Here is a 19,216-nt window from a genome sequence, read left to right as displayed (position 1 = left end):
CGTTTGAACTATTACTCTCTGGAACTACTGGGGGATGTCCATGCCTCTTCTTGACCATCCCGCCACCGAAAGCCGCCAAGTCCGCTTGTTCTCGGCATCCCGGAACACCGCCTTCAGCACGAGCCCCCGCGTCTCGGTGCGCGCGTTCAGCCGCCAGGTCGGGCCGCCGCCTTCGAGCCGCCGGGGATCGACCGTGGTCACGAAGCCGTGGCTGCCCGCCCGCTTCACCTCCAGCGGCACCTTGCGCTTGCCGGAGGAGAGCCACAGGTTCAGCCGGTCCGGCCCCCGTTTGACCCGGTGGATCGCCACCTGCCCGCGCAGCACGAACTCCGTGCCGGTCCACTCGCACTTCTCGACGGTGGCCAGCAGCTTGAGCTCCGCCTGCGCGTCGTACACCTCGCGCGGGATCGCGAGTCTGCGGTTGCGGAAGTACGGGTAGTCGCCGTACCACTTCGTCTCCCGCCACCCGCGCGGCACGATGCGGGTGCCGTCGGTGGCGGCTCGGCGGAAGTTGCGCACCCGGCGCAGCTCCTTGATCAGGCCGCGCCGTACCAGGTGGAGTTCGAGCCGCCGCAGGGACGGCGCGGCGGCGAGCGCGCCGGGGGTCAGCTCGGCCAGCCACTGCCTGGCCAGGTCGAGCACCGGCCCGGCGTCCACGCCGCCCTCCAGCGCCTGGAACAGGAACAGGATGTCCTTCTCCAGCACCAGGCTGTCGAAGGCGTCCGTCAGCTCGGGCGCCGTGTCGTCGAGGAAGGCGCGCACGGACCGGATGGCGGCCAGGCGTTCGGCCAGATTGGCCAGCTCGGTGCGCCGCTGGGTGATCGACACCTCGCCGACGTCGCGCCTGCGCCAGTGGTAGACCACGTCGTCCAGCACGTCCACGCTCGTGGCCAGGACATGGGCGCGCATGGCCACCGGCACGTCCTCGTAGATCCCGGCGGGAAACGTCAGCCCGCGCCGGCGCCAGAAGTCCGCCCGGTAGACCTTGTTCCACACCGTGCGGTCCCTGACCAGCGAGTGCCTGTCCATGATGTGCGTGCAGAGCACCCGCCGCCTGAACACCTTCTCGTGCAGCGTCGACGGCCCCGGCTCGCCGTCCTCGATCCGCAGCACCGCGCCGCACGCGAGGTCCGAGCCGGTCTCCTGCAACGAGGAGACGAGCAGCTCGTACGCCGAGGGCGGCACGACGTCGTCGGCGTCGGCGAAGGCGAGGAAGGGAGCGCGGGCATGCCGCACGCCCAGGTTGCGGGCCGGTCCGGGACCCTGGTGCGGCTGGTCCAGCAGGGCGAAGCGGGAGTCGCGGGCGGCGAAGTCCTCGGCCAGCCGCCGGCCGCCGTCGGCCGAGCCGTCGTCGACCATGATGACCTCGAAGTCCTCCATCGTCTGGGCGGCCAGCGACTTCAGGCATTCGGCCAAGTACGGCTCCACGTTGTAGATGGGGACGACGATGCTGAGCAGGGGGATCATGCCGCACGCTCCTTCGTTCACCGGATCGGATGAGGGCAGGATGCCTCGACGGTCCCCCGGGGATCCGATTCTTTACGCTACGTTGTGCATGGGATCGAACGCGGTACGTAAGGAGGGGCGGTGCTCAGAGGCGTCGAAGAGCACGAACTCCCCGCGATGCGGCGCTGGCGCAACCACCCGCGGGTGCGGGCGTCGAGCTTCACCACCCACACCATCACCAAGGCCGAGCACGCCCGCTGGTGGGCCACGGTCAAGGACGACCCGGCCAGACGGGTGCTCATCTACGAGCACCGGGGGGCCGCCGCCGGCGTGGTGTCCTTCTCCGGCCTGACCCCCGGCGGGCAGAGCGCCGACTGGGCCTTCTACCTCGACGTGGCCGGGCTGGAGCACTCGGGCGAGCTGCTGGCCGCCTGGATCGGGCTGGAGCGGGCGGCCATCGAGCACGCCTTCGGGCCGCTCGGCCTGACCACGCTGCGCGGCGAGGTGCTCGCCTGCAACGAGCCGGTGCGGCGGCTGCACCGCCGGTTCGGGTTCGCCGAGGTCGCCGGTTACCCGCTGGAGCTGGCCGGGCTGCGCCGTGAGGTCGTCGCCGTCGAGCTGACCAGGGAGAAGGACCCATGATCGAGATCGCGGGCCGGGCCATCGGGCCGGGCGAGCCGCCGTTCGTCATCGCCGAGATGTCCGGCAACCACAACGGCAGCCTGGAGCGCGCGCTGTCGATCGTCGACGCGGTGGCCGCGAGCGGCGCGCACGCGATCAAGCTGCAGACCTACCGCCCCGACACGATCACCGTCGACGCGGACGGCCCCGCCTTCCGGATCGGCCAGGGGCACGACCTGTGGGGCGGCGAGCGCCTCTACCAGCTCTTCGAACGCGCCCACACGCCCTGGGACTGGCACCAGCCGATCTTCGCCAGGGCCCGCGAGCACGGGCTCATCCCCTTCTCCTCGCCCTTCGACCCCACGGCCGTCGAGCTGCTGGAGAAGCTCGACGCCCCCGCCTACAAGATCGCCTCCTCGGAGATCGTCGACCTCCCGCTGATCAGACTGGCCGCCACGACCGGCAAGCCGCTGATCATCTCCACCGGGATGGCCTCCATCGGCGAGATCCACGCGGCCGTGGCCGCCGCCAGGTCCGCCGGCTGCGACCAGCTCGCCGTCCTGTCGTGCACCGCCTCCTACCCCGCCTCCCCCGCCGAGAGCAATCTGCGCTCCCTCCCGCTGCTGGCCGCCCTCACCGGCGCGGTCACCGGCCTGTCCGACCACACCCCCGGACTCGGCGCCCCGCTCGCGGCCGTCGCCTTGGGCGCCTGCCTGATCGAGAAGCACGTCACGCTGTCCCGGGACGCCGGCGGGGTGGACGCGGCCTTCTCCCTGGAGCCGCACGAGCTCGCGGCGCTGGTCGTGGAGAGCGAACGCGCCTGGCAGTCGCTGGGCGCCCCCGTCCTCGGCCCACGCCCCGGCGAGCGCGAGGGGCTGCGCTTTCGCAGGTCCCTGTACGTGGTGCGGGACGTGCGGGCCGGTGAGCCGGTGACAGAGCTGAACGTACGCTCCATCCGCCCCGCCGGCGGCCTGCCCCCCGATGCCATGACCACCGTGACGGGCCGCCCCTTCACCCGCGACGCCCCCCTCGGCACCCCTCTCACCTGGGACCTCCTCTGACCCTCTCCGGTCAACCGAGGATTCCGAGAAGGGCGTCGGCGACGCGTTCGCGGCCCCGGCCGTCGATCAGGTTCCTGCCGCGCCTGCCGTACTCCTCGCGCAGCGTCGGCGTGGCGAGCAGGCGGGCCAGCGTGGCGACCGCGGCCGGGCCGGGCTCTCGGCCCAGGCCGGCCGCCAGGCCGCCGTGCACCAGTGCTTCGTAGCCGGCCGACTGGTTGTCGGCCACCCAGGTCAGCGCGGTGGGGACACCCAGGTGAAGCAGCTCCCAGCTCGCCGATCCGGCGGCGGTGAGCACCAGGTCCGCCTCGGCCATCAACTCGGGCAACCTGTCGGTCGGCGGGATCACCCGCACCCGGCCCGCCGCCTGGAAGGGGACCGGACTGATCACCGTGGCCTCGTACGGCAGGCCCGTCCGGCGCAGCGCCGCCGCCCAGGCGGGTGCGACGCCGGCGCTGTCGGTGCCGCCGAAGAAGCAGAGCACCCGTGGCACGCACCGCGCCCACGGCGACCGTCGGCAGCGCCGCACGCTGTCCCGCAGCAGCACGTACGACACCCCCGCCAGCCGCTTCCCCCTGCCTGTCGCGGGGAAGGGCCGGTGCTCGGCGCCGAGGTTCTGGTCGAGGTAGAGATCGGCCTCCTGCCCGAGGGAGTCCCCATCGATGATCGCCAGCACCACCGGCCCCCGCCCGCCGACGGCCGCTCCCGTGTCCGGGGCGAGCGTGTAGGAGTCGAGCGCCACCGCGTCCAGACGCAGCTCGCCCACCAGCGCGGCCAGCGGCTCAGGCTCCTGAGGGGCCGCCACCAGCGGCAGCCCTCGGGCGCGTAACTGCTCGGCGGCCCACGGCGAGCCGGACACCTCACCCAGGAAGACCACTTCGACCCCGCGCGCGCACAACTCCTCGGCTAGCGCGACACACCGCACCAGGTGGCCGACGCCGATCGCGGCCCCCGCGTCGCATCGGACCCCGACCCGCTGCCCGCGCCCGCTCCCGGTCACGCGTCCTGCAGGTGCTTCTGGGCGATGTGCGCGTTGAGGCGGCACACCTCCGGCCTGGCCCGCAGCCAGTCCACCAGGGTCCGCATCGGGACGCACCCGTCGCCCAACTCCCCCACCACGCGCGAGATGAGCTGCCAGTCCTCCTCGGTGTCGAGGGTCACCCGCAGGTCGGCGGCCCCCGGCGGATAGGCCAGCCCGAGCAGGCGCGCGTTCCCGGGGTGCGAGTAGACGTAGGAGGTCACGTGGGTGCGATGGTAGGCGTCGGCCTCCTGGTCGGCACGGCGCAGGGCGGCCAGGCCGACGATCTCCACGTCGAGCCCGCGCGGCAGCGTCCCCGCCAGCCCGGTGCTCAGGTAGTCGAGCCCCGGCAGCGCCCGGTAGACCTGCGCCGCCTCCCGGATGATCGCGGGGTCGAGCAGCGGGCAGTCGGCGGTGAACCGCATGACCGCGTCCCCGGTGAGGCCGGCCATCACCTGCACGAACCTGGTGAGGACGTCGTCCACCGGCCCCCGATGGCAGGGCACGCCCAGGGCCAGGCACTCGGCCGCGACCGCGTCGTCCGCCGCCCGCGTCGTGGTGGCCACCACCAGCTCGTCGACCGCCTGCGACTCGCGTACGGCACGGACCACCCACCCCAGCACCGAGCGGCCGCCGAGGTCGCGCAGGACCTTGCCCGGCAATCGTGTGGATCCCATCCGAGCCTGAATGATCCCGACAATGCGCACCGGTGCCCCATTTCCCCGTGTGACTGTGCGTTATGCATTGGTTGCGTTATGCTACCGGCCAGGCTTCTGGCATGTAGCCGTCAGTTCGGGGGACCCCTTGAGCATTCTCAGTGGATCGTCAGTGTTGGTCACCGGAGGCACGGGGTCCTTCGGCAGGGCGTTCATCCGCCACGCGCTCGACTCGCTCGGCGTGCGCAGGCTGGTGGTGTTCTCCCGCGACGAGCTCAAGCAGTACGAGCTCCGTCAGCTCCTCGGCCAGGACGAGCGATTGCGCTACTTCATCGGCGACATCCGCGACAGGGAGCGGCTGACCCGGGCCATGCACGGCGTCGAGTACGTCGTGCACGCCGCCGCGCTCAAGCAGGTCGACACGGCCGAGTACAACCCGTTCGAATATGTCAGGACCAACATCGCCGGCTCGCAGAACGTGGTGGAGGCCGCCATCGACTGCGGCGTGCGCAAGGTCGTGGCGCTCTCCACCGACAAGGCCTCCAGCCCGATCAACCTCTACGGCGCGACGAAGCTGGTCGCCGACAAGCTGTTCGTGTCGGCGAACCACTACGCCGCCAGCCACGAGACCCGCTTCTCCGTGGTGCGCTACGGCAACGTGGTGGGCAGCCGCGGCTCGGTGGTCCCGTTCTTCCAGCGCCTAGCCGCGCAGGGCGGCGTCCTGCCGATCACCGACAAGCGGATGACCCGCTTCTGGATCACCCTCGACCAGGCCGTCCGGTTCGTGGTCGACTCCTTCGAGCTGATGCAGGGCGGCGAGCTCTACGTGCCGCGCATCCCGAGCATGCGCATCCTCGACCTGGCCGACGCGCTGGCGCCGGGCTGCCCGATCGACGAGATCGGCATCAGGCCGGGCGAGAAGCTGCACGAGGAGATGATCAGCCCCGACGACGGCCGCCGGACGCTGCTCCTGTCCGACCGCTACGTGGTGCAGCCGACGATCGCGGACTGGGGCTACGTGCCACCGGCCGGCGGCGAGACGCTGCCCGAGGGGTTCGCCTACCGCTCCGACGCCAACGACCTGTGGCTGTCGGTCGACGACCTGCGCGCCATGGTCCCGGCCGGCGCCTGATGCTCCCCTACGGGCGGCAGTCCATCGCCGAGGACGACGTCCGGGCGGTGACCGAGGTGCTGCGCGGCGACTGGCTGACCACCGGCCCCGCGGTCGACCTGTTCGAGGCGGAGCTGGCCCGGTGGACGGGCGGCGTGCCGTGCGTGGCGGTCACCTCGGGCACGGCGGCCCTGCACGTGGCCTATGTGGCGGCCGGGGTCAGGCCGGGCGATGAGGTGATCACCTCGCCGCTGACGTTCGTCGCCACGGCCGCCACCGCCGCGCTGCGCGGGGCCCGGGTGGTCTTCGCCGACGTCCAGCCCGACACCGGCAACCTCGACCCGGACGCCGCCGCCGCCCTGGTGACCGGCCGGACCCGGGCGATCACCGCCGTGGACTACGCGGGCCATCCCGCCGACTACGACGAGCTGCGGGCGGTCACCGACCGCTGCGGCGCGGTGCTGATCGGCGACGCCGCGCACTCCATCGGCTCGGCCTACAAGGACCGGCCGGTGGGCGCGCTCGCCGACCTCACCACGTTCTCCTTCTTCCCGACCAAGACCGTGACCACGGCCGAAGGCGGCGCGGTCGCGGCGGTGGACCCCGGCAGGTTCGCCACGGCGGCCCGCTTCAGAAACCACGGCCTGGTCAGGGACCCGGCCGAGCAGCGCGACCCCGAGCACGGCGGCTGGCACCAGGAGGTGCACGACTTCGGCCTGAACTACCGGCTGCCCGACGTGCTCTGCGCCCTGGGCGCCAGTCAGCTGCGGCGGCTGGGCCGCTTCCGTGCCCGGCGTGCCGAGCTGGTCGCCCGCTACAACGCGCTGCTCGCCGGGCTGCCGGGCCTCACCCTGCCCGCCCAGCGGGCCTACACCGCGCCGAGCTGGCACCTCTACCCGCTGCGGATCGGCGACGGCCGCAGGCGTGAGGTCTACGAGCGCATGCGGGCGGCGGGCATCGGCGTGCAGGTCAACTATCTGCCGGCCTACTGGCATCCGGTGTTCGAGGATCTCGGCTACCGGCGCGGCCTGTGCCCGGCGGCCGAGGCCTACTACGCCGAGCAGCTCTCTCTGCCGCTCTACCCCGACCTCACCGACGCCGAGCAGGGCTGGGTCGTCGAATGCCTGGCCGCCATCCTGACCTGACTCAGCAGCGCTCCTGGTCGCAGGCCTGGCCCGCATCCTGAGCGGACTCAGCGTTCCAGCAGCAGCAGGCAGCCGTCGTCGCTCCTGTCGACGAGGAAGCTGCGGCCCTCGACCCGCACGGGTGGCCGATCCTGGGTGCGGACCAGGGTCCGGATCGCCCGTCCCTGGTCGATGACGACCTCCCACCACGACTCCTCGCCGACGGACTCGTCGATGCCGGCGAGCGGCACCCGGGCATGGAACTCGCGTCCCGCCAGCGTCGCCGGGAAGTACATCTCCTCGCCGTCGCTCCTGCGCACCAGCCTGATCACCGGCTCGCCGTCGCCCGGATCCGTCAACTCACCGGAGAAGACCAGGTCACCGCCGTCCACCTGGCACTGCCGTACCAGTGCTCCGGCCCGGCGCAGCCGCAGCCCCCACGCGCCCTTGACGGCGAGCGCGGGGACCAGCCACACCCCCGCGCGGCGGCGCGGCGGCGGGGTCACCGGCGGCAGCCGGCGATCGCCGCGCACCTTGCCCTCCACCCGCAGCCCCGGCCTCCTGAGCCCGACCCACAGATCCCAGTGGCCGAGCCGGGCGAGCTGCGCCGACGTCATCGCCGCCGGGTCGAAGGCGAACCGGAACGGGTACGCGTGCTCCGGCGCGCACCCCCCGTCGGGCAGCTCGGCGCTCTCCCACGCCGGGGACGCGCTCTCCTCCGACAGCGGCACCCGCTCGCCCGTCCTGCGCTCCTCCAGCCACACGCTCACCCGCACCCGGCCCAGCGCGCTCACGTCGAACCGGCCGACACTCACCCGGCCGACGCCGTTCAGCACGCCGCCGCGCCACTCCAGCTCCACCAGCCTGCCCGTGGGGCTCAGCTCCTCCGACACCTCCGACAGGGATCCCGGCAGGGCCGGATGCCGGCCGTACCAGCGCTTGCGCAGCAGCCCCGCGGGGCTGAGCGGGGGGTGCAGGAGGCCGTCGCGCGCCTGTGCGAAGACGTGCGCCACCTCCTCCAGGCGGCGCTGGTGCAGCAGGCGCACCAGCACGCGGAGGGCGAACGGCAGGCTCGTCAGCGCATCCGGCCGGACACCGTCGAGATAGCGGACGGCCAGGTCCACCAGATCGTCGCCGGCGGTGGCGCCGAGGCCGGCGATGGCCTCGACCGCGACCGCCATGTCGATCTCCAGCGTGTCCCGGTCGAACTCCGGCCGCAGCCCGCGCGCCCGCGCGTCCAGCAGCGCGGCCGTCTCCAGCACCGACAGCAGGCGGTCGCGCAGATTGTCCGGCTCCAGACGGCGCTGGGTGATCGAGGCGCCCGGCTCGTCACGCTGGCGCCAGTGGTAGACGACCTTGTGCAGCACGTCCACCGCGCCCGCGCCCACATGGGCGGCGATGGCGACCGGCTGGTCCTCGTACATCCGGTCGGGGAAGCTCAGCCCGAGCGCGTCCCAGAAGGACCGCCGGTAGACCTTGTTCCACAGCATGCGGTCGCGGATCAGCAGGGGGTGGCGGGTGATGTGGGTGCGGGTGGCCGGCTCGGCGAACGCCTCCTTGTGCGCCCACGACGGGATGAGCAGGTTGCGGTACAGCCGCATGACGTTCCCGCAGGCCAGGTCGGAGCCGGTCGATTCGAGCGAGGCCACCAGGCGCTGGAACGCCGCCCGTGGCACCAGGTCGTCGCCGTCGACGAAGGCCAGGTAGCGGCCGCTCGCCTGCCGTACGCCCGCGTTGCGGGCCCGCCCGACGCCGAGGTTGGCCTGCCGGATGAGGCGGATGCGCCCGTCCGCCGCCGCCCTGGCGGCCGCGACGGCGGCGCCGTCGTCGCGGCTGCCGTCGTCCACGCAGATCACCTCGAAGTCCCGGAACCGCTGCGCCGTCAGCGAGTCCAGGCAGGGGCCGAGGTACTTACCGACGTTGTGAAAGGGCACGATCACGGAGAGGACCGGCACGTGAGCTCCTGTTCTTCAGCCGGACAGCAGGCGCATGACCCTGCGGGCCACCTGCCGTGGCCGGGACAGACGTCGTGACAGGCGGTAGCCGAGCGTCCTGCGGTAGGCCGAGGCCTTGCGCTGGGTCCTGCGCAGCTTGGCGCGCGCCCTGACCAGCTCCCGCTCCCGGTAGGTGAGCTTGATCTCCAACCGGCCGATCCTGGCCAGGGCCATGGTGAGCTGGTCGGTCAGGCGGTCGCGGGTTCTGAGGAGGTCGCGGTAGGCGGGGACCGCCTGCTCCCCGGGCCCGCCGAGCTCGGCGTCCAGCTTGCGGGCCAGATCCAGCTCGTCCTGGTCGTACGAGCGTCCGGCCATCCCGCAGAGCGTCAGCGTGAGCTGGTCGGCCTGCAGCGGCCACGGCCACGGGTGGTGATGCCCGGCGGCCAGCAGGCGGACCGCGAAGCGCCACAGAATACGGCAGAGCACCACATCCGGTGCGGGTGACGACTGTGGAGCGGGCGCGGCGCCGATCGCGGCGAACCGCTCGCCGTCCCACACCAGACTGTCGGTCGCGGCCGCCGCGTCCCCGCCCTCCTCCACCCACCCGGCCAGCGCGCCGAGCAACTCCCGCACGGCCCGCACGTCCTCACGGGCACACGCCTCGACGAGAATCTCCTCCACGACCCTCCCCGCCGGAATCGGCCGCACCTCCCCCCCAGGCAACCGCCGCACCCCGACCTGCCCTGTTCCAGCAGAGCCTCGAGGCACGGCCCGCACCGGAGAAATCTCGCGGGTGGCCTGTGCGGGAACCCCGTGAACTGCCGTCTCGTGGGCCGCCCGCGCGGGAATCACCTCATGTACGGCCTGGCCCTCTTCTATCAGGCCGAGCGGTAGGTTCATCGGCTCTGGCGACGCCGGGGGCCTGGTGGCCACGGCGAGCCAGAGCGGGGCGAGCTCCTCGCCGAGCCGGTGCCTGAACACCAGGCGGGTCAACCTCAGCGGGTCGGCGACCAGCATGCGGTCCTCGGCGCGGGCGCTCAGCGCGAACGCCAGCGCCTCCGGCAGGTCATGGGCCAGCGCCTCACGTGACAGCAGCGCGCGCGGCGCCCGGCTGTCCGGGTAGGCCGAATAGCATCGCCCCACCTCAAGCCCGGCCGACTCCAGAGCGGCGTCGAGGGCGGCCGGCCCGTCGGGGTAGGTCGGGTCGAAACCGTGCGGCTCCCACTGGTCGTCACCGCCGTCCCGGTCGGGAGGCCGTGCCTCGACGAACCTGTCCACGCCCAGGTCGTTGCGGACCCCGAGGACCAGCCGCCCGCCCGGCGCGACGAGCGCGGCCAGCGCGGCCAGCGACTCCCGCCAGGCCGCCGCCGGCGCCTCCGCCGAGTGCGTGCGCCCCAGCCCGTCCAAGGCCAGCACCAGGTCGTACGGCTCATCGCCGGTGAACGCCTCCAGCCTGCCACAGTGCACGGCGAGACCGGGGTGGCGTTCGCCGAGCGCGCAGGCATCGGGGTAGGAGCGCAGCAACACCGCCGCGGCCGAGGCACGGGCGACCACCTCGTCGACGAGCGCCTGCGGATGCGGCCCGACCAACAGCACCCGCCCCGCCCGCGGACCCGGCCCCGAACCTGACCTCAGGCTTAGCTCCGAACCTGGCTCCGACCCTGACCTCAGGCTTGATTCCGGGCCTGGCTCCGACCCTGACCTCAGGCTTGATTCCGGGCCTGGGTCTGGGCCTGGCCCTGACCTCAAGCCTGAGTCCGGGTCTGGGTCCAGGTGGGGGTCTGGTTCCAGGTGTGGGTTTGGGTGGGGGTCTGGGTCTGGGTCTGGGTCGGGGTGGGGGTCTGGGGGTGGGAGGAGTCTGGTGATCAGTTCCAGGGCCACGCCGTGCCAGCCGGTGAAGCCCGACGCGTTGGACAGGTCGGACCACAGCAGCATCTCGCCGCCGATCAAGCGGACGTTCTCGGATGCCTCGGTCATGCGCATCGCACCCGCTCCCAGCCGAACATTCGCCGTAGCTCCTCAGGTGTCGCCTGATAGTCGAATCCCAGCTCCCGCCACGCGGTCTGACCGGCCAGCTCGGGGTCGACGCGGACGCCGTGCAGCTCGGGCCACAGGCGCAGGCGGCGCGCCGTACCGCCGTATTCGGGCCGTTCGTCCTCCAGCTGCATCGGATCTCCGTAGACGGCCACCTCGCAGCCCACCGAGGCGCCGTAGAACACGGCGCTGCCGAGCCTGTTGGAGGCCACCCGGCGATGGCGTCTGAGCTGCGTGAGCTGCTTGCGCAGGAAGTCACGCCCGGCGCCGTCCCAGCGCGACCCCCGCTCGCCGTGGCTGATGACGCGGAACCCCTGCGACTCGTACGCCTGCCGAATGTCGGGATTCGCGAACTCCAGCCAATATAGGCATATTGTCACTCGACCGGACTCCACGTCCTTTATTTCGGCGGCGAGGCGCGCGTGGTCGCCGCGGACGGAGTGTTTCTCCCAGCCATGAAAGGGATACCAGATCGTGCCCTCCCGTTTGGCCTTGGCCCCGAGATCGGGCTCCAGGTCAAGCAGATAGATCCACGGTGCGCCGATGAGATAGTGGCCACGACGACCCATCGACCACCCTCTCCTGAGAAGCACCTCTGACCAGACAAAACGGGGATATCCTGGACTGCACCAGTGATCATTGGGCGGAAACCCATGCAGATAGTTCCAGCCATGCTGAAGGAATCCATGAATTCGCTTAGGCGTTTCGTCCACCAATCCGCAGTATCGCGCGAATATGCGGGAGTGACCGTACCAGTGGTTGGATTCGTCCATTGTTTCCCCTTTAGCGGTTGGCGCGCCCCATCCGACGTTCCCAGCCCTTCAGGGACGCCACCCGCCGTTATACGGTTCCATTACTCGCGACGGGGGCTTGGTTTCAGTTGACCCAGGATCACAGCTACACTACGTCTCGTCTTGACGACAGAGAGTGAGTGCACATGAGCCATCTCGACCGCCTGCGTGCCGTCTTCCGCAGCTCGCTTAACCTTCCGTCCGACGCCGAGGTCGACGGCCTCGAATACCGTGCCATCCCCCAGTGGGACTCCCTCGCCCACATGTCGCTCATCGCCGCGATGGAGGACGAGTTCTCCGTCATGATCGACACCGACGAGATGATCGACATGAGCTCATTCGCCAAGGCAGCGCGGCTGTTGGAGAGACATGGCATCGGCGCAGCGGCCCTGTGACCCCCGGATCGTCCTGGTCACCGGCTCGACGACGGGCATCGGCCGCGCCGTCGCCATGAGGCTCGCCATCACCGGGCGCACCGTCATCGCCCACGGCCGCGACCTCGACCGCACGACCAAGGCCGCGGCCGAGATGGCCGCGCTCACCGGCGGCCACGTCGAGGCCGCGCACGGCGACGTCTCCGACCCCGCGGCGGTCTCCGCGATGGCCCGCGAGATCCACCAGCGTCACGGCCGGCTCGACGGCCTGGTGGTCAACGCCGGCATCCACGCGGCCGGTCTGCTCGGCATGACGCGCGGCGACACGGTCCGCGACCTGTTCGAGGTCAACGCGATGGGAGCCACGCACACCCTGCAGGCCACGGTCCGGCTGCTGCGCAGGGGCACCAGCCCGTCCGCCGTCCTGGTCTCCTCGATCGCCGGCCGGCAGGGCGCCCCCGGCCAGGCCGTCTACTCCGCCACCAAGGCCGCGATCCTGGGCCTGGCCAAGGCCGCCGCCAAGGAGCTCGGCCCGGCCGGCATCCGGGTCAACGCCGTGGCACCCGGCTACATCCAGACCGGCATGCTGGCCACCCTCGACGACGACGCGCGCGCCGCCACCGTCGCCGCCACCCCGCTCGGCCGTCTCGGCACCGCCGATGACGTGGCCGCCGTCACCGCCTTCCTGCTCTCCAGCGACGCCTGTTTCATCACCGGTCAGGTGATCGGGGTGGACGGCGGGCTGGTGCTGTGACCGATGGACGACCCGATGGATTACCTGCCGCACCCGCACGCCCGCCTCATCGTGGCCGGCGAGCCCGGCGACCTCGGCGGTGGGCGACTCGCCGCCCGGGTGAGCCGCACCGCCCAGGCCCTGGCGGAGCTGCCGCCGGGCCCGCTGTTCTGCGGCATGCGCAACGACCTGCCCTCGGTGCTGCGTTACCTCGGCGCCTGGCAGGCCCGCAGGCCGGTGGCCCTGCTCGACCCGGATCTGTCCGCCGCCGCGCTGGCCGCGCTGGTCACCCGGTTCAGGCCCGCCGCCCTGCTCGGCTTCGCCCAGGCTCCGCACGGCCGCAACATCCCGCACGGCACGACAGCGATCCGCCGCACCCCGCGCTCCGGCTCGGGCGATGAGGTGGGCGAGCCGCATCCCGAGCTGGCCGTCCTGCTCGCCACCTCAGGATCCACCGGCAGTCCCAAGCTGGTGCGGCTGTCCAGGACCGCTGTGCTGGCCAACGCGCACTCCATCGCCGAGGCGCTGGCCCTCGGGCCCGACGAGGTCGCGCCCACCAGCCTGCCGCTGCACTACAGCTACGGCCTCTCGGTGCTCAACAGCCATCTGGTGGCGGGGGCGAGCGTGGTGCTGACCGACGCCGGGCTGCTCGAACGGTCCTTCTGGAGCTCACTCGACGATCATCGATGCACCTCACTGGCCGCCGTCCCCTACCAGTACGACATGCTGCGCAGGCTGCGCTTCGACCCCGCCGAGCATCCCGCGCTCATCACCCTGACCCAGGCGGGCGGGCGGCTGCGGCCCGAGCTGATCGACGAGTTCGCCGCCAAGACCGACTTCTACGTGATGTACGGCCAGACCGAGGCGACGGCGCGCATCGCCGTGCTGCCGCCGAAGCGGCTGGCCGATCGGCCCGGCTCGGTGGGGCAGGCCGTTCCCGGCGGACGGCTCGCCATCCAGGACGGCGAGGTCGTCTACCACGGGCCCAACGTGATGATGGGCTACGCCGAGACGGCCGCCGACCTGGCCAGGGGCGAGGACCTGGACGGGGTGCTGCGCACCGGCGATCTCGGCCGGCTGGACGACGACGGGTTCCTCTACCTCACCGGCAGGGTCAAGCGCATCGCCAAGATCTTCGGCGTCCGGGTCAACCTCGACGACGTGGAGCGGATCCTGCGTGACTGCGGGCCCGTCGCGGCGACCAGCGGCGACGACCGGGTCACCGTGTGGGCCGAGGGCCTCGACGTCAAGGGCTGCGCCGCCCTCGCCAGGCGGCTCGGCACCGAGCTGCGCCTGCACTGGAGCGGTTTCGACGTGCGAGGCGTCGACCGGCTGCCCCTGCTCACCACCGGAAAGATCGACTACGTCGCGCTGGAGGCCAGGACATGACCGTTTTCACGCGGTCCGCAGCCGAGAGAGAGGCGGCTCTGCTGCCGGAGCTGGCCGCGCTCACCGAGCGGCATCGCCGTGCCTGCGAGCCCTACCGGCGGATTCTGGACGCGATCGGCTCCGCCGCGCCCTACGCGCGGGTGGCCGACCTGCCATGGCTGCCCGTACGCCTGTTCAAGACGCACGAGCTGCGCAGCGTGCCGGAGGAGCAGGTGTTCAAGGTGCTCACCTCCAGCGGCACCACCGGCCAGGTGCCCAGCCGCATCTACCTCGACAGGCAGGCGGCGGCCACCCAGCCGCGCATGCTGGCGGCGACGTTGCGCGCGGTGCTGGGCGAGCGGCGGCTGCCCATGCTGATCGTCGACAGCCGCTCGGTGGTGCGCGACCCGACGCTGAGCGCTCGCGGCGCCGGCGTGCTCGGCATGATGAACCTCGGCAGGGACCACACCTTCGCCCTCGACGAGCGGGGGGTGCTCAACCACGAGGCGGTCAAGGGCTTCCTGGCGCGCCACGGCGGCAAGCCGTACCTCATCTTCGCCTTCACCTTCATGGCCTGGCTGCACCTGCGTGAGCTCGGCATGGACCTGTCGCAGGGCGTGCTGGTGCACTCCGGCGGCTGGAAGAAGCTGGCCGCGCAGTCGGTGGACAGCGCCGAATACCGCAGGCAGCTGGGCGAGGAGTGCGGCCTGCGGCGCATCCACAACTTCTACGGCATGGTCGAGCAGATCGGCACCGTCTTCCTCGAAGGACCCGACGGCGGCGGCCTCTACTGTCCGGACTTCGCCGACGTGGTGATCCGCGACCCCGACACGTGGCAGGAGGCGCCGCCGGGCGTGCCTGGGCTCATCGAGGTCGTCAGCACGCTGCCGACCTCCTATCCGGGGCACGTCCTGCTGACGGAGGACCTCGGTGTCGTGCACGGCGTGGACGACGGGATCTGGCCCGGCAAGCGCTTCTCCGTGCTCGGGCGGCTTCCCCGCGCCGAGGCGCGCGGCTGCAGCGACACCCACGGGCTGGCGGCCGCGTAATGCTCGACGTCAGGTTCCCCGCCGGTCCGCCCGTGCCCGTGGACGACCTGCTCGACCAGGTGACGGCGGGAGGCCGCCTCTCGGTCGGCGACGAGCGGATCCGTGACTTCCTCAGTGCCTTCGGCAGGCGGCTGCTGCGCCCCACCCTGTCGCGCCGGCACCCCGAGCTCGGCTCGCTCGGCTTCTTCCTGCGCCGCAGCGAGCTGCAGCGCACCATCGAAGGGCTGCGCGGCGAGCATGTACGGGTGCCGCGCGGCCTCGTCTTCCACATCCCCCCGGCGAACGTCGACACCATCTTCGTCTATTCGTGGGCGCTGTCGGCCCTGGTGGGCAACCGCAACGTGGTGCGCCTGTCGCCCCGGGCGGGCACCGTCGCCGCCACCATCGTGAAGACGCTGCAGGAGACGCTCGACGACGCCGATCCCATCGTGGCCGCGACGCAGCGCATCGTCTGCTACGACCGGTCCGAATCGATCACGGCCACCCTCTCGACCGCCTGCGACCTGCGGGTCATCTGGGGCGGCGACCGTACCGTCGACGAGGTTCGCAAGCATCCGCTGCCGCCCTACGCGCGTGACCTCGCCTTCCCTGACCGGTCGTCGTTCGCGGCCGTCCGGGCGACGGCCTGGCTGTGCGCGCCGCAGGCCACCCGGCAGACGGTCACCGAGGGGTTCGTCAACGACTCCTACTGGTTCGACCAGGCGGCGTGCTCCTCGCCGCGTACCGTCTATTGGGTGGGGTCGCGCGCCGACTGCCACGCGGCCCGCGCCGACTTCACCACCCACCTGTCGCACACGGTGACCGAGCGGGGCTGGGCGGTGGACGCCGCGATGGCGGTGGAGAAGCGGGTGTCCACCTACGGCCTGGCGGCCGACGGCTCGGCCGGCGCCATCGACTTCCACGGCAACGCGCTGGCCAACGTCACGCTCGCGACGGCCGTGGCGGCGCCCCGGCGCTGGCTCGGCACCGGCACGTTCGCCCACGCCCGGCTCGACTCCCTGACGGAGCTGGTGCCCCTGGTGGGCCGGCGGGACCAGACGATGACGCACTTCGGCTTTCCCCGGGCCGAGTTGCTGGAGCTGGCGCGGGCGCTCGCCGGGCGCGGCGTCGATCGCATGGTGCCTTTCGGCGACGCGCTGAGCTTCCACCGCGTCTGGGACGGCGTGGACCTGGCCTCCGAGTTCACCCGTCTGGTCACCGTCTCCGCCTGACTTCACCATGCCATCCGCCACACCATCCCGCCGACCTCCTCCCTCTCCTCCCGCACGCCGTCTCGCCGCCCCGAGACCTCGCCGCGAGCCCCCGCCATCTCGTCACCTCCCCGGTCCTCCACCGGCCAGATGGTCTGTACGACCGCTACTCCCGACCGCCTGCTCTGCCTGGACACCTGGTCTCGCCAACCTTCCGCCGGCCGGGACGCTCTCCTGTCACTGCCGGCACCGCCGGCTTGGCCGACCGGCGCCTGGGACGGGTGGCTTGGTGGGCTGAGGTGGGCGTACGAGGTCAGTTTTCTGCTTTTGGGCGGTGCTGGATGTCGTGTGATCTTTTCGGGGGGACGGATGACGGTTGTGGTGTCGGCGAGGGCGGCTGCCGGTGCGAGGCGGAGGAAGGTGCGGCGGCCCAGTGCGGGGTGGGTGCCGGCGGGGTTGGTGGTGGTCGCGGCGGTGGTCGTGCTCTGCCGGTTCGGGGTGCCGGTGGCGGAGGTCGCGGCGTTCGCCGGGCATGTCGGGGTGGGGGTGATGGTGCCGGGAGTGCTGCTCTGGCGGGCGCTGGGGCCAGGGGGTGGATCGCTGCCCGTTGACCTGGCGGCGGGGCTGGCGCTGGGGTACGCGGTGGAGGTGCTGGTCTACATCGCGGCGCGGGCGGCGGGGGTGCCGCTGGCGGTGGTGGTGTGGCCGGTGGTCACGATCGGGGCGTTCGTCGTCGTGCCGCGGCTGCGGCGGCATTGGCGTGGGGGTGGGGTGCGGGTCCCGGTCGGGTGGGCGTGGGCGATGTCGGCCGTCGTCGGCTACCTGCTCGTGTGGAGCGCGCAGCAGTTCTATCGCGTGCACGGGCTGGCGTGGCCGGGGAACGCGGCGCCGTACGTGGACATGTCCTATCACCTGGCACTTCTGGGGGAGATCAAGCATCATGTGCCGCCTACCTTCCCGATGGTGCTGGGTGAGCGGCTGTCCTACCACTGGTTCGTGTACGCGGAGATGGCCGCGACCAGCTGGGTCACCGGGATCGAGCCGCAGACGCTGCTCTACCGCCTGACCGCGCTGCCCATGCTCGCCGGGCTGGCCGTGCTGGTCGCCGCCGTCGGCTGGCGGCTGACCGGACGGCCCTGGGCGGGAGTGGCCGCGATCCTGGTCACCTGCTTCGTCTGCTCCCCCGAGCTGCACGAGAGCGGCCTGGACCTGTTCACCACCCGGTCGCTGTTCACCGCGTGGCTGAGCCCGACCCAGAACTTCGGGGCGTTGCTCTTCGCCCCGGTGGTCCTGTTGCTGGTCGGCTTCCTGCGTTCGGGGCAGGGGCGATGGGCCGCCGTGTCGATCCTGCTGGTCGCGCTGATGGGTGCCAAGGCCACGTTCCTGCCGCTGGTCCTGGGCGGGCTGGCGCTGGTGCTGGGGATGTCGTGGCTGGTACGCCGGCGGCTGGACCGCACGGCGATGATCGCCGGGGGCATCGCGCTGGCCTGCCTGGTGACGGCGCGGTACGCGCTGTTCGGCGGCGGGTCGCAGGGCATGACGATCGCGCCGCTGGACACCATGCGCCGGGCCTGGGCGATGGCCGCGGACCTGACGAACACGGAGATGGCCGGCGCTCCCCTCGGCGACCTGCTCGGCTTGGGGGTCCTGCACCTGACCTGCTTGATCTGCGTGTGGGCGGGGCTGGCCGGCCTGGCCACGTATGGGGCCGTGCCATTCCACCCCGCCGGGCCGCTCCACCCCGAAGGGCCGCTTCGCTCTGCCCGTCCGCTCCACGCTGCCGGGGGGTGGGGGATGCTGCTTGATCCGGCGGTGCTGTTGCTGCTCGGCATCGGGGCCGCGGGGGTGGGCGCCATGCTGGTGCTCGGGCACCCGGCCGCCTCGCAGCTCTACTTCCTGGAGGGCGCCCGGCCGTACCTCTCGATCGCGGCGGTCGCCGGTGGGCTGGCGCTCCTCCGGACGTGCCGGCGGCTCCGGCCGGTGGCGGGGTGCGCGCTGGTGCTGGGCACGGTCCTGGCGGTGACCGTCAAGGCGGTCATGGGCCCGGCGCTGCCGGTGCCGCCGCACGATCTGCCGGGCATCGCCCTGCCCTATCTGGTGCTCGGGTTCGCGGCCTGGGTCGTCTGGCTGGCGCTCGTGTGGTGGCGCCGGCCGGCGGCGCTGGTGCTGGTGGCGCTGGCCATGGGCTACGTGCTGCCGGACACGGCCGCCAAGGTGGTCGATCAGCTCGGGCCGCCGGGAGATTTCACTGTCACGCTGCCCGAGGGGGGCATGGAGGCGTCCAGGTGGCTGCGGGACCACTCCGCGCCGGACGACGTGGTGGCGACGAACGGCCACTGCCGCCCGCTGCGCAGCCGCTACTGCGACAGCCGCCACTACTGGGTGTCCGCCTACAGCGAGCGGCGGGTGCTGGTGGAGGGGTGGGCCTACGCGGAGAGCACGCTGTCGCGGGCCCCGCTGACCGACGAGTCCTATCTGAGCCTGGGGTTCGCGGACCCGGTGCGGCTCGCGGCGAACGACTCCGTCTTCCTCGCCCCGTCCGCCACCAACATCGCCCGGCTCGTCCGTGCCTACGATGTGGAATGGCTTCTCGTCGATGGAAAGGCCCCGCCGCTCGGGCAATTCGCCCGGCTGCGTTTCCGCAGTGGCGCCTGCTCGGTCTACCAGCTTTGATCCCGCCCTGAGACCCCAGCGCCAGCCCGGAGTAAA

17 protein-coding genes are annotated in these 19,216 nt (G+C 72.0%); 10 read left to right on the top strand and 7 right to left on the bottom strand.

The window, feature by feature from the left end; all coding sequences use genetic code 11:
• Positions 1–24 precede the first annotated feature (24 nt).
• Entirely contained in the window at positions 25–1,467 is a 1,443-nt protein-coding gene (locus OHA68_RS19420; RefSeq protein ID WP_327108884.1) for a glycosyltransferase family 2 protein, read from the bottom strand.
• 120 nt (positions 1,468–1,587) lie between these two features.
• Between OHA68_RS19420 and OHA68_RS19415 the strand changes: the two genes are divergently transcribed.
• Both OHA68_RS19415 and pseI read left to right on the top strand, forming a co-directional pair.
• Positions 1,588–2,088, top strand: a complete 501-nt coding sequence (locus OHA68_RS19415) for a GNAT family N-acetyltransferase (protein ID WP_327108883.1) — start codon at positions 1,588–1,590, stop codon at positions 2,086–2,088.
• Positions 2,085–3,128 (top strand): pseudaminic acid synthase, encoded by a 1,044-nt coding sequence (pseI, locus tag OHA68_RS19410; protein WP_327108882.1) that lies wholly within the window; start codon positions 2,085–2,087, stop codon positions 3,126–3,128. The genes OHA68_RS19415 and pseI overlap by 4 nt, the downstream gene beginning before the upstream one ends.
• Positions 3,129–3,138: 10 nt before the next feature.
• Here pseI and OHA68_RS19405 read toward each other — a convergent pair whose 3' ends face one another.
• Entirely contained in the window at positions 3,139–4,125 is a 987-nt protein-coding gene (locus OHA68_RS19405; protein WP_327108881.1) for a PseG/SpsG family protein, read from the bottom strand.
• Positions 4,122–4,850, bottom strand: coding sequence for a glycosyltransferase family protein (locus tag OHA68_RS19400; RefSeq protein WP_327108880.1), 729 nt, complete (start codon positions 4,848–4,850; stop codon positions 4,122–4,124). The genes OHA68_RS19405 and OHA68_RS19400 overlap by 4 nt, the downstream gene beginning before the upstream one ends.
• Positions 4,851–4,947: 97 nt before the next feature.
• Here OHA68_RS19400 and pseB point away from each other — a divergent pair, with 97 nt between their 5' ends.
• The gene (pseB, locus tag OHA68_RS19395) at positions 4,948–5,931 is read left to right on the top strand and encodes a UDP-N-acetylglucosamine 4,6-dehydratase (inverting) (RefSeq protein WP_355044594.1); all 984 of its coding nucleotides are present in this window, start codon (positions 4,948–4,950) and stop codon (positions 5,929–5,931) included.
• Positions 5,931–7,055: a DegT/DnrJ/EryC1/StrS family aminotransferase gene (locus tag OHA68_RS19390; RefSeq protein WP_327108878.1), complete on the top strand. Its 1,125-nt coding sequence runs from the start codon at positions 5,931–5,933 to the stop codon at positions 7,053–7,055. Before pseB ends, OHA68_RS19390 begins: the two co-directional genes overlap by 1 nt.
• Before the next feature lie 47 nt (positions 7,056–7,102).
• Here the strand turns inward: OHA68_RS19390 and OHA68_RS19385 are convergent, their stop codons facing one another.
• The 3 genes from OHA68_RS19385 to OHA68_RS19375 all read right to left on the bottom strand — a co-directional run bounded on the left by OHA68_RS19385 (position 7,103) and on the right by OHA68_RS19375 (position 11,571).
• Complete coding sequence (locus tag OHA68_RS19385) at positions 7,103–8,989, bottom strand: glycosyltransferase family 2 protein (RefSeq protein WP_327108877.1); 1,887 nt, start codon at positions 8,987–8,989, stop codon at positions 7,103–7,105.
• 15 nt (positions 8,990–9,004) lie between these two features.
• Entirely contained in the window at positions 9,005–10,564 is a 1,560-nt protein-coding gene (locus OHA68_RS19380; RefSeq protein ID WP_327108876.1) for a hypothetical protein, read from the bottom strand.
• 377 nt (positions 10,565–10,941) lie between these two features.
• A complete protein-coding gene (locus tag OHA68_RS19375; protein WP_327108875.1) occupies positions 10,942–11,571 on the bottom strand; it encodes a hypothetical protein in 630 nt (209 codons plus the stop codon).
• A 368-nt stretch (positions 11,572–11,939) separates the two neighbouring features.
• On the opposite strand from OHA68_RS19375, the gene OHA68_RS19370 reads away from it, so the two are divergent.
• The 5 genes from OHA68_RS19370 to OHA68_RS19350 are packed head-to-tail and all read left to right on the top strand — an operon-like array spanning position 11,940 to position 16,528.
• Positions 11,940–12,188 carry an acyl carrier protein gene (locus tag OHA68_RS19370; protein ID WP_189141165.1) on the top strand — a complete coding sequence of 83 codons (249 nt, stop codon included), beginning with the start codon at positions 11,940–11,942 and terminating at the stop codon, positions 12,186–12,188.
• Complete coding sequence (locus OHA68_RS19365; protein ID WP_189141166.1) at positions 12,163–12,921, top strand: SDR family NAD(P)-dependent oxidoreductase; 759 nt, start codon at positions 12,163–12,165, stop codon at positions 12,919–12,921. Before OHA68_RS19370 ends, OHA68_RS19365 begins: the two co-directional genes overlap by 26 nt.
• Before the next feature lie 15 nt (positions 12,922–12,936).
• On the top strand, positions 12,937–14,289 hold the full coding sequence (locus OHA68_RS19360) for an AMP-binding protein (RefSeq protein WP_327108874.1): 1,353 nt from the start codon (positions 12,937–12,939) through the stop codon (positions 14,287–14,289).
• Positions 14,286–15,317 (top strand): LuxE/PaaK family acyltransferase, encoded by a 1,032-nt coding sequence (locus OHA68_RS19355; RefSeq protein WP_189141168.1) that lies wholly within the window; start codon positions 14,286–14,288, stop codon positions 15,315–15,317. The genes OHA68_RS19360 and OHA68_RS19355 overlap by 4 nt, the downstream gene beginning before the upstream one ends.
• The gene (locus OHA68_RS19350; protein ID WP_189141169.1) at positions 15,317–16,528 is read left to right on the top strand and encodes an acyl-CoA reductase; all 1,212 of its coding nucleotides are present in this window, start codon (positions 15,317–15,319) and stop codon (positions 16,526–16,528) included. The genes OHA68_RS19355 and OHA68_RS19350 overlap by 1 nt, the downstream gene beginning before the upstream one ends.
• A 2-nt stretch (positions 16,529–16,530) precedes the next feature.
• Here OHA68_RS19350 and OHA68_RS19345 read toward each other — a convergent pair whose 3' ends face one another.
• Entirely contained in the window at positions 16,531–16,704 is a 174-nt protein-coding gene (locus OHA68_RS19345; RefSeq protein WP_327108873.1) for a hypothetical protein, read from the bottom strand.
• 223 nt (positions 16,705–16,927) lie between these two features.
• On the opposite strand from OHA68_RS19345, the gene OHA68_RS19340 reads away from it, so the two are divergent.
• Complete coding sequence (locus OHA68_RS19340; RefSeq protein WP_327108872.1) at positions 16,928–19,180, top strand: hypothetical protein; 2,253 nt, start codon at positions 16,928–16,930, stop codon at positions 19,178–19,180.
• Positions 19,181–19,216: the final 36 nt, after the last annotated feature.

Origin of the sequence: Nonomuraea glycinis, assembly GCF_035920485.1 — a bacterium.
In the GTDB taxonomy this organism is placed as follows: domain Bacteria; phylum Actinomycetota; class Actinomycetes; order Streptosporangiales; family Streptosporangiaceae; genus Nonomuraea; species Nonomuraea glycinis.
This window is presented reverse-complemented; position numbering and strand designations above follow the sequence as displayed.

Bases quoted from the DNA above. Each gene is read 5' to 3' on its own strand.
- OHA68_RS19420 (WP_327108884.1), bottom strand. From the start codon at position 1,467: ATGATCCCCCTGCTCAGCATCGTCGTCCCCATCTACAACGTGGAGCCG.
- pseI (WP_327108882.1), top strand. From the start codon at position 2,085: ATGATCGAGATCGCGGGCCGGGCCATCGGGCCGGGCGAGCCGCCGTTC.
- OHA68_RS19390 (WP_327108878.1), top strand. From the start codon at position 5,931: ATGCTCCCCTACGGGCGGCAGTCCATCGCCGAGGACGACGTCCGGGCG.
- OHA68_RS19375 (WP_327108875.1), bottom strand. From the start codon at position 11,571: ATGGGTCGTCGTGGCCACTATCTCATCGGCGCACCGTGGATCTATCTG.
- OHA68_RS19370 (WP_189141165.1), top strand. From the start codon at position 11,940: ATGAGCCATCTCGACCGCCTGCGTGCCGTCTTCCGCAGCTCGCTTAAC.
- OHA68_RS19365 (WP_189141166.1), top strand. From the start codon at position 12,163: ATGGCATCGGCGCAGCGGCCCTGTGACCCCCGGATCGTCCTGGTCACC.
- OHA68_RS19360 (WP_327108874.1), top strand. From the start codon at position 12,937: ATGGATTACCTGCCGCACCCGCACGCCCGCCTCATCGTGGCCGGCGAG.
- OHA68_RS19355 (WP_189141168.1), top strand. From the start codon at position 14,286: ATGACCGTTTTCACGCGGTCCGCAGCCGAGAGAGAGGCGGCTCTGCTG.
- OHA68_RS19350 (WP_189141169.1), top strand. From the start codon at position 15,317: ATGCTCGACGTCAGGTTCCCCGCCGGTCCGCCCGTGCCCGTGGACGAC.